We start from the raw sequence: 15,145 nt of genomic DNA on the forward strand, positions 1-15,145 counted from the left end.
GCTCAGCCGCCCACGGGCGTGATCATGAGGAGCCGGGCGCCGGCCGGCACGTCGGCGGCCTCGGCGCCCTCCGGCCGGTCCACCTGGTCCTCGCCCGACCCGGGGTAGCGGGTGCGGAGCAGGCCCCGGCAGAAGTGGGCGTTGCCGTCGACGGAGATCCGCGTGGAGCGGGCCCGCCGGAGCCGCAGCGGCACCTCGTCGGCGGGGAAGCCCCGCCCGGTGTGGTCGACGAGGACGAGCGCGCCGTCGTCGGCCGGCAGCCCGAGGGCGGCCCGCCGGCGCAGGAGGGCGTCGCGCTCGCGCCCGGGGGCGAGGTCGCCGAGCACGACGCCGCCGGCGGCCCCCTCGGGCTCGTCGGGGTGCGCACGGAGCCACCCGGTGAGGCACCGCTCGGCCGCGGCCGTGTGCGCCTTGCGCCGGAAGGTCTCCCGCAGCTCCTCGAGGTCGGTCTCCGCCTCGTGCCCGAAGGTGCCGCGGTACCCCGCGTCCGCGGCGAGGCCACGGTTGACGAGGTCGGAGTCGTGGTGGTCGTCCAGCTCGACGACCACCCGGCCCGTCCAGGGGAGCGCCGTCAGCGCGTCCTTGGCGTCCGAGGCCATGAGGTAGGCGAAGTTCGGCGAGCAGAAGGACGTCGGCAGGCGCAGGTGCACCCGCAGCTCCTCGTCGTCGAGCGCCACCGACCGGACGAAGCCCAGGTCGGTGATGGGCTCGTCGAGCTCGGGGTCGAGGACCGTGCCGAGCGCCGCCCGGACCTGCTCGGCGCGCCCGTGCGCCGTCGGGCGCTCCAGCGTGGCCGTCATCACGCCACCGCCACGGCCTGGGGCTCCGCCGCGGCCGGCGGGTGCGCCACCTGGAGGTGCTCGGGCACGGGGATGTCGTAGAGGGCGGCGGCGTTGAGGCCGAGCACCTTCTTCTTCTGGTCCGTCGTCAGCGGCGCGTACTCGGTCATGTCCTCGGGGATCTGGAAGTCCACGAAGCGCTCGACCAGCCAGCGCGGCGTCCACAGCGCGTAGTCGCTGGAGAAGAAGACGCGGTTCTCGTCGAGCCAGTAGAAGAGCTCGCCGATGATCTGCGCGAAGTAGCGCGGGCGGGTGTGGATGAACGGCAGCGCGACGGCGAGGCCGGCGTAGACGTTGGGCTCCTGCGTGGCGATCCAGCAGAAGTCCTCGAGCCGCGGCAGCCCGCAGTGCTCGACGACGAAGTTGAGGTCGGTGAAGTCGGTCGCCGCGTGGTCGACGTCGGCGACGTCGAAGGCGTCGCGGTCCAGCGGCCGGATCGTGGGGCCCTTGTGGACGTGGATGTTCTTGATGCCGAGCTCGCGGCACAGCTCGAGGTACCGGTAGGACCACGGGTCGTCGAGCCGCCAGCCGCGCGAGTCCCCGTGCCAGTCGGCGGTGTAGAGCTTGACGCCCTTGAGGCCGAAGCGCTCGGACGCCTCGCGCAGGCCGTCGAGGCCCCGCTCGCCGTCGCGCGGGTCGAAGTAGTGGTTGTAGGTCAGCTTGTCGGGGTGCGCCGCGGCGAGCGCCGACGCCTCCTCCGTCTGCCCGAAGCCCGTGCGGTAGAACTCCGCGAGCCGGGCGGGCTGGAAGATCGCGTGGTCGACGTACCCGTCCTCGAAGAGGTCCTTCATGAGGCGGTCGCCGCCCTGGTACAGGTACTCCTCGTACGACCAGTGCTCGGACTCCGGGCTGAGGTTGCGGTGGTAGTCGAAGAAGCAGTCGATGAACTGCTTGCCGTGGACGTTCCGCCGGTTCTCGACCCGGGCGTCCCACAGGGCCACGTGCGCGTCGAGCACGAAGTAGTCGACGCCGTCCTTGCTGTACATGGTTCAGCCTTCCCATCGCCGGTGACGGTGCTGTGCGAGGAGGGTCCGCCCGCGCCGCGGGACCGGGCAAGGGGGTCGGTGTCTCACTTCGAGACACCTCCCCCGGAGGGCCCTACCGTGGGGGCCGCGGAGGTGGTGCCCGTGGGCGAGGAGGCCCGACGTGGCGGTGAGCAGGCCCCGGGCGGCTCGCCCGCGGTGCCCGACCGGGTGGCGGCGTCCTGGCGGCGCAGCGCCGACTACGGCGTCGCGGCGCGCGACGCCACCCCCGTCTTCGCGGGCACCGCGCGCGAGGGCTCGCTGTTCTCCACGTGCGGGCGCGAGGTGCTGGCGGACCTGCACCGCACCCTCGTCGACGAGCCGCTGGGGCTCGTGCTGACCGACGCGGACGGCCTCGTCCTCGACCGGCTCAGCGGGGACACCTCGCTGCTGCGCTCTCTGGACGCCGTCCACCTGGCGCCGGGCTTCGCGTTCTCCGAGCGCGAGGCCGGCACGAGCGGCCTCGGGCTCGCGCTGGCGGACCGGCTGCCCGCCCTCGTCCGCGCGTCGCAGCACTACAGCGCCGACCTCACGGCCTACACGTGCGCGGCCGTGCCCGTGCTCGACCCCCTGACGGGCCGGCTCGAGGGCAGCGTCAACATCACGACGTGGTCGGCGTCGTCCGGCCAGCTCCTGCTGGCGCTGGCCCAGTCGGCCGCGAGCGCCACGGGCGCGCTCATGCTGGCCCGCTCCCGGGGCCGCTCGGCGCGCCCCGCGCCCCGCGGGGAGGTCTTCCGGGTCCTCGCCCCGCGACCCGAGCCCGGGGCGGGCACGGTGACGGCGCTGTCGGCCGCGTGGACGGACGCCGTGGCGGCGGCCGAGGCCGCGGTCCGCGCCGGCCGGCTCACGGCCGCCGTCGGCGAGCCGGGCTCGGGCCGCGCGACGCTGCTCGCGCAGGCGCTGCGCCGCGCCCACCCGCGCGACCGCGTCCTCGACGTCCGGCCGCCCGCCCCCGAGGACGTCGACGCCTGGCTCGGGCTGTGGGCGCCCGAGGCGGCCAAGCCGGCGACGACGGTGGTGCTGCGCGACGTCGACGCCCTCTCCGTCGCCACGGCCGACCGGGTGCGCGACGTGCTCGCGGGCGGGGGCGGCCCGGCGCCCCGCGTCGTCGTCACCGCCGAGGACCTCGGGGACGTGGCGCCCCCGCTGGCCCGGCTCGTCGCCTCGGTCGTGCGCGTCGCACCGCTGCGGGAGCGACCGGACGACGTCCTGCCGCTGGCCGCCCACGCCGCCCGCCGCGCCCGCGGCCGCGAGGTCGACCTCACCCCCGCCGCCGCCCGCGCCCTCGCCGGGCACGCCTGGCCGGGCGGCGTCGAGCAGCTGCAGCGCGTCGTGCGCCGGGCGGCCTCCCTGGCCGACCGGGTGGACGTCGGCCAGCTCCCGCCCGAGGTGCTCACGGGCGCGGGCCGCTCCCTCACCCGGCTCGAGCGCGTCGAGCGGGACGAGATCGTCCGCGTGCTGACCCGACCCGGCACGACCGTGGTCGGGGCGGCCCGGGAGCTCGGCCTCTCGCGGGCGACGCTCTACCGCCGGATCGCCCACCTGGGCCTCGAGGTGCCCCGGTGACGGGCGCGGGCACGGGGCGACGACGGCCGGGCGCCTAGGCTCCGCCGGATGACCGACGTCGTCCTCGGCACCGCCCACCTCTTCGGCCTGGCGGACGCGCCGACCTCCGAGCGCCTGCTCCACGACGCGTGGGACCTCGGGGTGCGCCGCTACGACACCGCGCCGCTCTACGGCGGCGGCCGGTCCGAGCCCGCCGTCGGGGCCCTGCTCGCCGACCGCCGCGCGGCGGTGCGCTCCCTGACGACCAAGGTGGGCCTGCTCCCCCGCACGGGCCCGCGCTCGCCCGCGCACCTCGCCGGCGGCGTCGCCCGGCGCGTGCTCCCGGCGCCCGTGCTGGGCCGGGCCCGCGACGTCGTCGGGCGGGCGCTCGGCCGGGGCACGGGAGCGGCCGACGGCACCGGCCCGACCGGGCGCTTCGCCCCCGACGCGGTGCGGGCCTCGGTCGAGGAGTCGCTGCGCCGGCTCGGCGGCCGCGTGGACCGCCTGCTGCTGCACGAGGTCTCGCCCGGCGACGTCGACGACGAGCTGCTGGGCGCGCTGCGGCGCCTCGTCGACGCGGGCGACGTCGGCGCGGTCGGCGTCGCGACGCAGAACCACCTGACCCGGCCGGCGCTGGACCGCGGCGCGGGCCTGCTCACGGTCGCCCACGTCGCCGTCGGGCCGCTCTCGCCGCCCGTCGACGTCCCCCCGGGCGTCCTCGTCGTCGGGCACGGCCTCCTCGGCGGGGGCGGCTCGCACCTCGCCGCGCTGCGGGAGGCCCTCGCCGGGCCGGGCGCCGGCACGGCGTGGGACACCGCCGTCGCCGGCACCCCCTTCGCCGGGCCCGACGGGCTCCCCGCGGCGCTGCTGGCCCGCGGCGCCGCGCTCGGCCTCGCCGAGGTGCTCGTGGCGACGACGCGCCCGGCCCGGCTGGCTCGCACCGTGGCCCTCGCGCGCGGCGAGGAGCCGCTGCCGCCGGCCGCCCTGGCCGTGCTCGAGCACGTGGCCCGGGGGCTGCCCGCCCCCCGCGGCTGACCCGCGGCGGGGCTCAGGCCCCCGGCAGCAGCCGGGCGGCCAGGCGCAGCGCGAGCGCGACGACGGTGAGGGTCGGGTTGGCGTAGCCGGAGGTCGGGAAGACGCTGCCGCCGACCACCGAGAGCCCCGGCACGCCGTGCACCTGCAGGTCCGTGCCGACGACGCCGTCCCGCGCCGTCGTCGCCATCCGGGTCGTGCCGGCGGGGTGGGCGGCGTCGGTGACGGTACGGCGCCACGCGTCGTCGTCGGTCTGCGCCGGCAGGGGCCGCACGCGGCCGACGCCGAGGCGCTCGAGGTCCTCGGCGACCCAGCGGGACATCGTCCGCGTCGTCCGCAGCTCCTCGTCGTCGCACGTCCACGTGACGCGCGCCCGCGGCTGCCCGTGCGGGTCGAGCCGGTCACGGTCGAGCACGACGCGGCGGGCCGGGTCCGGCGCCTGCTCGACCCAGAGCTGCAGCCACACGTGCGAGGGCCGCGCGCCCAGCGGGAGCCCGTGCGCCGCACGGCGGTACGCCGCGTGGGCGACCGGCCCCAGGGCGGTCGCCGCCGTCGCCGCGGTGCGCAGCGCCCCCGCCGGCAGCCGCCGGGCGCGGACGGCGCGCCCCAGCTCGTGCGCGGCGCGCAGCCCCGGGTGGTCGTGCTCGTGGACGAAGACGGCCGTCGCGTCGAGCAGCTGCTCGCGCTCCTGCGCCTCCGGCGCGAGGCGGACCTTGGGGAACAGCCGCCGGCCGTCCTTGCGCAGGACGACGTAGCGGTCCTGCAGCACCCGGAAGTCCGGGGCCAGCACCTCGCCGGTGCGGATGATCGGGTGGTCCTGCAGGTACCGGCCCGTGTGCTCGCGGCCGTCGCCCAGCCCGACGCCCGCCGGGTCGCTCAGCTGCAGCAGCCGGGCGTTCTCCAGGGTGCCCGCCGCGAGGACGACCTCGGCGGCGCGGAGCTCGGCCCGGCCGCCGCCGGGCAGGGCGACCTCGACCCCGGCGGCGCGGCCGGCGTCGTCGAGGAGGACCCGCGTGGCGGTCGCCTCGACGACGACGCGGACGTGCGGCGACGCCGCGAGCGCGTCCCGGTGCTCGGTGCCGAGGTACGGGCGGCGCATGTACTCGGTGAAGTCGTGCCGCAGCCGGCTGCCGTCCCACGGCACGGGCGCCAGGCGCGGGAAGTCCGCCCACCGGTCCTCGCCGTAGCCGCGGCCGGAGACGTCGAGGAAGCGCTCCGCCGCCGCGTACCAGGGGTCGAGGTCCTGCGGGGTGAGCGGCCAGCCGCTGCGCGGGACCCACGACCGCTCGGCGAGGTCGACGGGGTGCAGCCGCATGCACTGGCCGTGCCAGAGCTGCGTGGTGCCGCCGAGGACCCGCGCGCGCCCGACGTCGAGCCCCTCGTACGGCAGAGCGTCCGCCGTGCCGCCGTTGAGCGCCGCCCCGCGGTCGACGGCCGTCGGGTCGGCCACGTCGCCGCCGGACTCCAGGAGGACGACGTCCCGCCCCGCGCCGGCCAGCGCCGTCGCCAGGGCGATGCCCGCGGCGCCGGAGCCGACGACGACCACCGCCCCGGCGGGGACGGCGGGCAGGTGGTCGGTGCGCAGGTCGGTCAGCACGGGCGTCCTCGAGAGGCTCGGGGCCGTCCGGCGGGTCGGGCGGCGGGTCGGTCGGGGCGGGCGGCGGCCGGTCGGGCGGGCCCGGGGCGGCGCCCGGCGGGGGCGGCGCGCGGCCGGGGGCGGGGGGCGCCGCCCGGCGCGGTGATGGTAGTCCGCGCGCGGGACGGGGGCGTCCCACCGAGGGGGGCGGGTGGTCCGGCCGGGTGGCCGGGTGCCCCGGCCGGGTGGGGGGACGGCGGACGGGCGACGTCCGCACCGGCCCGGCGCGGCACACTGCTGCCCATGCCGTCTGCCGCGTCCCCCTCCGTCGCCCTCGTCCACGAGCGCTTCACCGAGTGGGCCGGCTCGGAGATGGTCGTCGAGCAGCTCGCGCACGAGTTCCCCGAGGCGCTCGTGCACGCCCCCGTCGCCGACCCGGCGAACGTCCCCGCGGAGCTGCGGCCGCGGCTGCGCCCCGGCCGCCTGTCCCGGCTGCTGCGCCCGGGCGGCGGCTACGCGCACCTCCTGCCCGCGCTGCCCGTGGCCATGGCGCGCACGCGCCTGCCCGACGTCGACGTCGTCGTCGCGAGCCACCACGCCTTCGCCTCGCAGGTGGTCCACGCCACCGACGCCCCCGTCGTCGCCTACGTCCACAGCCCGGCCCGCTGGGTCTGGGACCGCGAGATGCGGCGCGGCGAGGTGGGCGGCGCCGCCGGCGAGGCGCTGCTCGGCGCCTTCTCCGCGGCCTTCCGGCCCGCCGACCACCGGGCGGCGCAGCGGCTGCGGACCGTGGTCGCCAACTCGACGGCGGTGGCCGACCGCGTGCGGCGCTGGTGGGACCGGGACGCCGTCGTCGTCCACCCGCCCGTCGACGTCGACAGCTACACCCCCGACGCGTCCGTCGGGCGCGAGGACTTCTACCTCCTCGCCGGCCGGCTCGTGCCCTACAAGCGCCCCGAGCTGGCCGTGCGGGCGGCCACCGCCGCCGGCGTCCCCCTCGTCGTGGCGGGCGACGGGCGCGCCCGCGCCGACTGCGAGCGGGTCGCGGGGCCGAACGTCCGCTTCCTCGGCCGGACCACCGACGCCGAGCAGCTCGACCTCTACCGCCGCTGCAAGGCGCTGCTCATGCCGGGCGTCGAGGACTTCGGCATCGTCCCCGTCGAGGCGCAGGCCTGCGGCGCGCCCGTCGTCGCCGCGGCCGAGGGCGGCGCCCTCGACACGGTCCTGCCCGGCCGCACCGGGGTGCTCGTGCCCGAGGACGGCGACGGCGAGCACGCCGTCGCCCGCTGGGCCGAGGCGCTGGCGTCCACGACCGGGGACTTCGACCCGGGGGCGATCCGCACGCACGCCGAGGGCTTCTCGCGGGCGCACTTCCGCGAGCGCATGCGCGAGGTCGTGCTCGCCGCGCTCTGAGGTCCGGCGCGGCCACCGGGCGCCCCGACGCCGCACCGGGAGGACGTCCGTCGGCACGCGGGACGGCGGGGTTGAGCCCCGTGTCACGGGCGGCGCAGCGGCGGGGTCCGCCCGGGTGACCGCGGTGGGTGCGCCCGGGTGACGGCACCGAGCCCCGGCTCCAGCGGCTCCGGGGGCGCCCCGAAACGGCGGCATGACCTCCTCCCCCGCCCCGTCGGCCCGCCGGGCCGCGACGACGCGCGGCGGCCGCCATGCCGCCCGCCGCGCCCTCGTCGTCGCCGCGCTCGGCCTCGCCGTCTCCGCCGGCACCCTGCCCGCGACCGCCGCCCCCTCGTCCGCCACCACCGCCGCCGCCTCGACCACGGCCACGGTGCCCACCGCCGTCGGCAAGGGCTACCAGCTGACCGTCGACGGCACGCGCCTCTTCGGCTCCACGCAGCCCGCCGGCGTCGTGCAGCTGCGGGTCACCTCCCCGCCGCGGACGACCGCCGTCCGCCTCACCGACACCTCCGGCCGCGTCCTGGCCGAGACGACGGACGTCGTCCGCGACAGCCTCGGCCAGCACACCGCCGTCCTGCCGCTGGACCTCACCGCCCTCGCCGGCCGCTCCACGGGCGTCCTCGCCCGCGTGACCTTCCCCGGCGGCGTCACCCACCGCCTCGAGGCGACCTTCAAGGTCGGCGCCGCGGCGGCCGCCCCCGCGCCGACGCCGACCCCGACGCCCACGGCGACCCCGACCCCGACGCCGACCCCCACGGCCACGCCCACGCCCACCCCCACGGCGACCCCGACGCCCACGGCCACGCCGACCCCGAAGCCGACGACGCCCGTCGTCGTCACCCCCGCCTCGACGTCCACGGGCGCCGTCGTCGGCACCTCGCTGCTCGCGCTCGGCGCGGTCGGCGACGGCCGCACCGACGACACGGCGGCCATCCAGCGCGCGCTCGACAACGCCAAGCCGGGCGACACCCTCGTCGTCCCCGCCGGCAAGGTCCTGCGCCACTCGGACGTCCTGCGCGTGCGCACCCCCGGCATCACCATCACGGGCGGTGGCACGCTCCTCGCGACGCAGGAGCGCCGCTCCTCGGTCATGGTCCTCGCCGACCGGGTGACGCTGCGCGACCTGACGCTGCGGCTCGAGACGTCGACGGCCCGCTTCGGCACCTTCGAGGACATGAAGCTCACCGTCATCCGCACGACGGGCGTCGTCGTCGACCGCGTGCGCGTCGAGGGCTCGGCCGCCGCCGGCATGTACATCTGGGGCGCGCAGAAGTTCACGCTCTCCGACGTCTCGGTCCGCGACTCCCGCGCCGACGGCGTGCACATCACCGGCCCCGCGGCCGACGGCACCGTCGTCCGCCCGACCGTCCGCGACAGCGGCGACGACGGCGTGGCCGTCGTCTCCTACGAGCAGGACGGCCAGCCCGTCCGCCGGGTCACCGTCACCTCCCCGACCGTCCTCGGGACCCACTGGGGCCGCGGCGTGACGGTCGTCGGCGGCGAGGACATCACCTACACCGACATCCGGGTCGAGCGCTCGAACGCGGCGGCGGTCTACATCGCCAAGGAGCCGACCCCCTGGTACACCTTCGCGCCCGTCCGGGTGAAGGTCTCCGGCGGCACGGTCGTCGGGGCCAACCAGTCCCGCACCGTCGACCACGGCGCCGTCCTCGTGTGGGACGGCCGCAGCAACGGCGGCGGCCAGCTCCGCGACGTCGTCGTCGAGGGCCTGTCCATCACGGGCACCCGCTCCTCGGCGAGCCGGCAGGTCGGCTTCCTCCGCACCCCCGGCGCGACCGGCCGCGGCGTCCACCTCAACGACCTCCGGATCGACGGCGGCCCCTCCAACCTCCTCGTCGCCCAGGCCGGCCTCGCCGACTACGAGGCGAAGAACTGGGTGCGCGACGGCCAGGCGGTCTGCGTCGAGAAGTGACCCGGGCCCGCGGCGCGGGCCCCCCGCCCGCCGCTCACCCGATCGGGCACGACCACCGGGCTCCTGCCGCAGCAGGGGCCCGGTGGTCGTCCGGGGCCCTGCGGCGCCCGTACCCTGGCGGTCCCCGGTGCGCCGGGGGGCCGTCCCGTCCGGGGGGTCACGGACGCAGCGCACCGGCCCCCGCCGGCGCGGCACGAGCACAGGGGGTCGGCGTGGCGGCGAGCGACGACGCGCCCGCAGGTCCCCCCGCCGGCCCGCCCTCCCCGGACGACGAGCCCGCGGCGCCCGCCCCGGCGCGCTTCGGCGGCCACAGCCGCAGCAGCGTCCTGCGCGGCGGCGTCTGGTCGGCCGCCGCCAACATCCTCCCGATGGGCTCGACGCTGGCCCTGTCGGTCGTCATCAGCCGGGTCCTCGGCGCCGAGGTCCTCGGCGAGCAGAGCCTCGTGGCCTACGTGGCCTCGCTCATGGTCTCGGTGCTCATCTACAGCTTCACCATGGCGAGCGTGCAGCTCGTCGCCGCCGCAGGCGGTGCGGGCGACCGGGCCCGCCTCGCCCACCTCGGCCGCTGGTCGATGGGCGCCCACCTCCTCGGCGGGCTCGTCGCCGTCGTCGTCCTCGTGGGCACCGGTCTCGGCCGCGACTCGTACAACCTCATCTGGTACCTCGCCGCCGCGACCGCCTTCGTCGACGCCGTCGGCTGGGGCCTGGCCAGCCGGCACATCGCCCAGCACGGCTGGAGCGCCACCTCGGCGAGACGCCTCGTCTCCCAGGCGCTGACGCCGCTCCTGGGCATCGCGGCCGTCCTGCTCGGCGCCGGCGTGGCGGGGGTCTTCGCCACGCAGCTGCTCGTCTCGCTGGGGCTCCTCGTGGCCCTGCGCCGCCTCGAGCGGCGCGACCCGCTGCCCTCCCCCGCCGGGCTCCCCGCGCCCGCGGCCCTGCCCGTCGTGCGGCTGTGGTCGCTCTTCGCCCTCGCGGCCCTCGTCACCCAGGTCGTCGACCGCCGGCTCGAGCTCGTCTTCCTCGACCTGTACCGCACCTCCGTCGAGGTGGCGCAGTACTCGGTGGCCTTCAACGTCGTCGGCATCGCCCTCGTCGTCTGCTCCTCGCTCGTGGCGGCGTCCGTGCCGGCCGTGGCCGCGGCCCACGGCGCGGGCGAGCACGACCGCGTCGTCAGCGGCATGAGCCGGGCGGCGCGGGTCCTGGCCGCCGTCAGCGTCCTGCTCGCCGCCGGCGTCGCCGCGGTCGGCCCGGCCGTCGTCCTCGCCTTCTGGGGCGCCGAGGAGTACACCGAGGCGGCCGGCGTCGTCCGGCTACTGGCGATCGGCCTGGTCGTCACCCCGCTCGGCGCCCTCTGCACCGCCTACTGGACCGGGACGGGCCGGCTGCGCCCGGTGCTCGTCTGCGGCGGCACCGGCGCGGTCGTCGACATCGCGCTGGCCTTCCTGCTCATCCCCGACCACGGCACCTCGGGCGCCGTCGTCGCCACGCTCAGCGGCCAGGGCTCGGCGGCGCTGCTCATCATCGGCCACACCCTCCGCACGGGCCTGCCCCTGCGGATCCGCCCGACCGCCCTGCTCCGCGTGGCGCTCGTCGCCGTCGTGGCGGGGGTCGGGGCCTCGGCCGTCACCGCCGTCCTCGCCTCCGCCTGGCTCGGCCTCGTGCTGGGCGGCGGCACCTTCGTCGTCCTCGCGGCCGTCGGGCTCCGGCTCGTCGGCCTCCTCGACCCCGAGGACGGGCGCTGGCTGGCCGAGACCCTGCCCGGGCCCGCCGCGCGCGGCCTCCGCCTGCTCACCCCCGCCCGGAGCCGCTGAGTGCGCATCCTCCTCGCCGGCCACACCGCCCCCGGCGGCGTCTTCACCGTGGGCAGCCACCACCTCGCCCGGGCCCTCGCCGCCCAGGGCCACGACGTCGCGCACCTCTCGTCGCCCGTCTCGGCCCTGCACCTCGCCCGCGTCCGCGACGCCGAGGTCCGGCGCCGGCTCCGGCTGTCGCTGCGCACCCACGAGGCGGCGCCGGGCGTGCCCGGCGTCCTGCCGTTCACCCTCCTCCCGCTGTCGCTCGGCCCGGCCCACACCGGTCCGCTCGCGCTGCGGACGAGCGTGCCGTCGGTCCGGCGACGCCTGCGGCCGCTGGGCATGGACGCCGTCGACGTCCTCCTCGTCGACCAGCCGCTCGTCGGCGGCCTCGAGGAGCTCGTCCGGGCCCGGGCGGTCGTCTACCGCTCCACGGACGTCTACGAGGAGCCCGCGCGGCGGGCCGGCGAGGCACGGGTGCTGCGCGCGGCCGACGGGCTCGTCGCCACCTCGGCCTTCGTGCTCGAGCGCCTCCGGCAGGTGCGGCCCGACCTGCCCTCCCTCGTCCTCGACAACGGGGTCGACTTCGCCCGTTTCGCCGGCGCCCCGGCCCCCGCCGAGCGGCGGGGCCTCGTCTACGTCGGCGCCGTCGACGACCGCTTCTGCTGGGACGCGCTGCGGTCGGTCGCCGCTGCCGCCGGGGACGAGCCGGTCGACGTCTACGGCCCCGTGCAGGTCGCGGTCCCGGACGGCCTGCCCCCGAACGTCCGGCTGCACGGTCAGGTCTCCTACGGGTGCACCCCCGCCCTGCTGCGCGGCGCGCGCGTCGGCCTCCTGCCGTTCCGGACGACGGCCGTCAACCGCGGCCGCAGCCCGATGAAGCTCTTCGAGTACCTGGCCGCGGGCCTGCCCGTCCTGTCGACGCTGCCGCCGTCGGTGAGCCCCTGGCCGCCGGGCGTCCACGTGCTGCCCGAGGACGGCGGCGACGTCACCGACCTGGTCCGCGACGTCCTGGCCGCCGGGGTCAACGAGGCCGGCGTCGAGGCGGCCCGCTCCATGGACTGGGCCGACCGCGCCCGGACCCTCGTGGAGCACCTCGGGCGCGTCCTCGCCACGCGCCCCGCCGTGCCGCGGTGACGGGCCCCGCCCCGGCCCCGGACCCGTCGTCGGGGGACCGCGGCGTCGTCGTCGGCGGCCTGTGGCGCGTGGCGGCGACGCTGCTGCCGATGGTCTCGGCGCTCGGCCTGTCCGTCACGGTCAGCCGCGTGCTGGGGCCCGAGGCGCTCGGCCTGCAGAGCCTCCTGTCGTACCTGCAGGGCTTCGTCCTCAACGTCTTCGTCCTGTCCCTCACGCAGGCCGGCATCCAGCTGCTGAGCAGCGCCCGCGGCCGGGGGGACGAGGACGCGCTGCACTGGCTGCGGCGCTGGTCGCTCCAGGTGCACGCCGTCGTCGGCCTCGTCCTGGCCGCGCTGCTGCTGGGCGTCGGCGGCCTGCGCGAGGAGTCGATGCTGCTGTGGGCGGTCATCGCCGCGACGGCGCTCGTCGACGCGCTCTCCTACGCCCTCACGGTCCGGGTCGTCACCTACGACGGCTGGGGGCGGGTGAGCCGCCGCCGGCTCGTGAGCCAGGGCGTCGGCCCCCTCCTCGGCATCGCGGCCGTCCTCGGCGGCCTCGGCGTCACGGGCGTCTTCGTCGGCCAGGCGGTCGGCTCCGCCTACCTCCTCGTGGCGCTCCTCGTGCTCCAGCGGCGGGTGCCGCGCACCCGCGGCGGCGGCCCCCGCCCCGCCGTCGGCCCGGTGGCCCGGCTGTGGCTGGGCTTCGTCGTGACGCTCGTCCTCACGCAGGTCGTCGAGCGCCGCGTGGAGCTCGTCTTCCTCGACTGGCTGTCGACCCAGCGGGAGGTCGGCCTCTTCTCGGCCGCCTTCACGCTCGTGTCGGTGGCCGTCGCCGCCACGGCCGCCGTCACCGGCGCCGCGCTGCCCGCGGTCGCCCGCAGCAGCGCCGCCGGCCGCGACGAGCGGCTGCAGGGCGTCCTCGGCCACGCGCTGCGCGTGCTCGCCGTCGGCACGCCCGTCCTCGTCGCCGGTCTCCTCGCGCTCGGGCCCGTGGCGCTGCTGGCGCTGTACGGCGGCGACTTCGGGCCCTCCGGGCCGCTGCTCCAGGGGCTGTCGCTCGTGCTCGTCGGGGCCCCCGTGGCCGGCGCCATGGCCGCCCTGCACCTCGGCACGGGACGGGTGGGCGTCGTCGTCCGCGGCGGGCTCGCCGCCGCCGCCGTCGACGTCGGCCTGTGCCTGGCGCTCGTCCCCGGCCTCGACGCCGCCGGGGCCGTCGTCGCGGCCGTCGCGGCGCAGCTGACCTACGCCGTCGCGCTGCTGCTGCCGGCCCGCCGCCAGGCCGCCGTGGCCTCGCTGCGCCCCGGGCTGCTGGGCCGGCCGCTGCTCGTCGCCGTGCTGGCGGGGGCGGCCGCCGCGGTCCCGGCGCTGCTGCTGGCGCCGTGGCCGGGCCTCGTCGGGGGCGCGCTGGTCTTCGCCGTCGTCGCCGCGGTCGCCGCGGTGCTCGTCCGGCCGCTGCGCGCCGACGACGCCCGCTGGCTGTCCGGCGTCCTGCCGGGCCCCGCCGGCCGCGCGGTCGTCCGCCTCGGCGCCCGACCGGGTGGGACGGACGGCCCGGACGGCGGACGGCGGTAGCGTCCCGGCCGTGCCCGCCGACGCCCCTGCCCCCGCCGGAGGCCGCGCGCGACCGCGCGCCCTCGTGACGCTGCCCGACGTCGCCTGGCCCCTCGACGGCGGCAAGCGCCTGCGCTGCGCCGGCGTCCTGCGGGGGCTGGCCGAGGTCGCCGACGTCGACCTCGCCGTCCTGCACTCGCGGGCGCCCGAGGACGTCGCGCCGGTGCCCCCCGACGTCGCCGTGCGGCGGTGGACCCGCACCGCGCCCGACCCGCTCCCCCGCTCCCGCGCCGCGCTGCAGGCCGCCCGGCACGCCCTCCCCGTGCACGTGGCCGCGCAGCGGTGGGACGAGGTCCGCGAGCACCTGGCGGCGTGGACCGCGGGGCAGCAGTACGACCTCGTGTGGTTCGGCGGGCTCGACCACGCCGTCGCCCTCGAGGGCGACCTCGCCGCCCCGGTCCGGGTCGTCGACTGCGACGACGTCGAGACGGAGAAGTGGCGCGCCTACCTGCGCGGGCCCGCCACCGGCGTCGACCGCACGGAGCGGCTGCAGCGCCGGGTCGAGCTGCCGCTGTGGGGCCGCGTGCAGCGGCAGGTGCTGGGGTGGGCCGACGCGGTCGTCGTCTGCAGCGACGTCGACGCCGCGCGGCTCGGCGGTCCCTCGACCGTCGTGGTGCCCAACACCTACCCCGACCCGGGGCCGCCCGCGCCGCGCACCCCGCCCGCCGAGCCCGTCGTCGTCGTCGTGGCCAACTACGCCACGCCGCAGAACGTCGACGCCGCCCGCGCCGCCGCCCTCGGCGTGCTGCCCGCCCTGCGGGCCCTCGCGCCCACGGCGCGCCTGCGGCTCGTCGGCCGCGACGCCGACCGCCTCGAGGACCTGCGGGGTCTGCCCGGCCTCGACCTCGTCGGCCCGGTGCCGTCCGTGGACGCCGAGCTCGCCGGCGCGACCGCCGTCGTCGTCCCCATGCGCTTCGGCGGCGGCACCCGGCTCAAGGTCCTCGAGGCCTTCGCCCGCGGCGTCCCCGTCGTCTCGACCGCCCTCGGCTGCGAGGGCGTGGGCGCCCGGGACGGCGAGCACCTCCTCGTCCGCGAGGACGCCGCCTCCACGGCGGCCGCAGTCCTCGACCTGCACCGCGACCCGGCCCGGGCCGACGCCCTCGCCCGCGCCGCCCGCGCCCTCTACGAGCGCTCCTTCACCCCCGCCGCCTCGACGGGCGCCGTGACGCGGCTCGTGCGGGACGTCCTGGCCTGACCGACGCCGGGGCCCGGCCCCGACGGACCTGCACAAGGGCCCGGTCCCGGACGGCGTCGCAGGTCAGCGGC

Annotated in this window: 11 protein-coding genes; 8 read left to right on the top strand and 3 right to left on the bottom strand. The window is 78.4% G+C overall.

What is annotated here, in order from left to right; genetic code table 11:
- Window positions 1-2: 2 nt before the first annotated feature.
- Both EDC03_RS06420 and EDC03_RS06425 read right to left on the bottom strand, forming a co-directional pair.
- The gene (locus EDC03_RS06420) at window positions 3-800 is read right to left on the bottom strand and encodes an iron-sulfur cluster assembly protein (protein ID WP_123379403.1); all 798 of its coding nucleotides are present in this window, start codon (window positions 798-800) and stop codon (window positions 3-5) included.
- Entirely contained in the window at window positions 800-1,825 is a 1,026-nt protein-coding gene (locus tag EDC03_RS06425; protein WP_123379404.1) for an amidohydrolase family protein, read from the bottom strand. The genes EDC03_RS06420 and EDC03_RS06425 overlap by 1 nt, the downstream gene beginning before the upstream one ends.
- 117 nt (window positions 1,826-1,942) lie before the next feature.
- Here EDC03_RS06425 and EDC03_RS06430 point away from each other — a divergent pair, with 117 nt between their 5' ends.
- Together EDC03_RS06430 and EDC03_RS06435 are read left to right on the top strand one after the other, a co-directional pair.
- On the top strand, window positions 1,943-3,427 hold the full coding sequence (locus EDC03_RS06430; RefSeq protein WP_199720003.1) for an AAA-type ATPase lid domain-containing protein: 1,485 nt from the start codon (window positions 1,943-1,945) through the stop codon (window positions 3,425-3,427).
- A 48-nt stretch (window positions 3,428-3,475) separates the two neighbouring features.
- Window positions 3,476-4,441 carry an aldo/keto reductase gene (locus EDC03_RS06435; protein ID WP_123379405.1) on the top strand — a complete coding sequence of 322 codons (966 nt, stop codon included), beginning with the start codon at window positions 3,476-3,478 and terminating at the stop codon, window positions 4,439-4,441.
- A 13-nt stretch (window positions 4,442-4,454) separates the two neighbouring features.
- On the opposite strand, the gene EDC03_RS06440 is transcribed toward EDC03_RS06435, so the two are convergent.
- Window positions 4,455-6,035, bottom strand: a complete 1,581-nt coding sequence (locus EDC03_RS06440; protein WP_123379406.1) for a GMC oxidoreductase — start codon at window positions 6,033-6,035, stop codon at window positions 4,455-4,457.
- A 282-nt stretch (window positions 6,036-6,317) separates the two neighbouring features.
- On the opposite strand from EDC03_RS06440, the gene EDC03_RS06445 reads away from it, so the two are divergent.
- The 6 genes from EDC03_RS06445 to EDC03_RS06475 all read left to right on the top strand — a co-directional run bounded on the left by EDC03_RS06445 (window position 6,318) and on the right by EDC03_RS06475 (window position 15,074).
- Entirely contained in the window at window positions 6,318-7,427 is a 1,110-nt protein-coding gene (locus EDC03_RS06445; RefSeq protein ID WP_123379407.1) for a glycosyltransferase, read from the top strand.
- Between the two features lie 193 nt (window positions 7,428-7,620).
- Window positions 7,621-9,360 carry a glycosyl hydrolase family 28-related protein gene (locus EDC03_RS06455; protein WP_158674218.1) on the top strand — a complete coding sequence of 580 codons (1,740 nt, stop codon included), beginning with the start codon at window positions 7,621-7,623 and terminating at the stop codon, window positions 9,358-9,360.
- A 212-nt stretch (window positions 9,361-9,572) separates the two neighbouring features.
- Entirely contained in the window at window positions 9,573-11,171 is a 1,599-nt protein-coding gene (locus EDC03_RS06460; RefSeq protein ID WP_123379409.1) for an MATE family efflux transporter, read from the top strand.
- A complete protein-coding gene (locus tag EDC03_RS06465) occupies window positions 11,172-12,290 on the top strand; it encodes a glycosyltransferase family protein (RefSeq protein ID WP_123379410.1) in 1,119 nt (372 codons plus the stop codon).
- Window positions 12,287-13,840, top strand: coding sequence for a lipopolysaccharide biosynthesis protein (locus EDC03_RS06470; protein ID WP_123379411.1), 1,554 nt, complete (start codon window positions 12,287-12,289; stop codon window positions 13,838-13,840). Before EDC03_RS06465 ends, EDC03_RS06470 begins: the two co-directional genes overlap by 4 nt.
- Before the next feature lie 10 nt (window positions 13,841-13,850).
- Entirely contained in the window at window positions 13,851-15,074 is a 1,224-nt protein-coding gene (locus EDC03_RS06475; RefSeq protein ID WP_158674219.1) for a glycosyltransferase, read from the top strand.
- Window positions 15,075-15,145: the final 71 nt, after the last annotated feature.

This window comes from Pseudokineococcus lusitanus (genome assembly GCF_003751265.1).
Lineage (GTDB): Bacteria > Actinomycetota > Actinomycetes > Actinomycetales > Quadrisphaeraceae > Pseudokineococcus > Pseudokineococcus lusitanus.

Excerpts from the sequence above, each read along its gene's own strand:
- EDC03_RS06420 (WP_123379403.1), bottom strand. The coding sequence starts at position 800 with ATGACGGCCACGCTGGAGCGCCCGACGGCGCACGGGCGCGCCGAGCAG.
- EDC03_RS06425 (WP_123379404.1), bottom strand. The coding sequence starts at position 1,825 with ATGTACAGCAAGGACGGCGTCGACTACTTCGTGCTCGACGCGCACGTG.
- EDC03_RS06435 (WP_123379405.1), top strand. The coding sequence starts at position 3,476 with ATGACCGACGTCGTCCTCGGCACCGCCCACCTCTTCGGCCTGGCGGAC.
- EDC03_RS06445 (WP_123379407.1), top strand. The coding sequence starts at position 6,318 with ATGCCGTCTGCCGCGTCCCCCTCCGTCGCCCTCGTCCACGAGCGCTTC.
- EDC03_RS06455 (WP_158674218.1), top strand. The coding sequence starts at position 7,621 with ATGACCTCCTCCCCCGCCCCGTCGGCCCGCCGGGCCGCGACGACGCGC.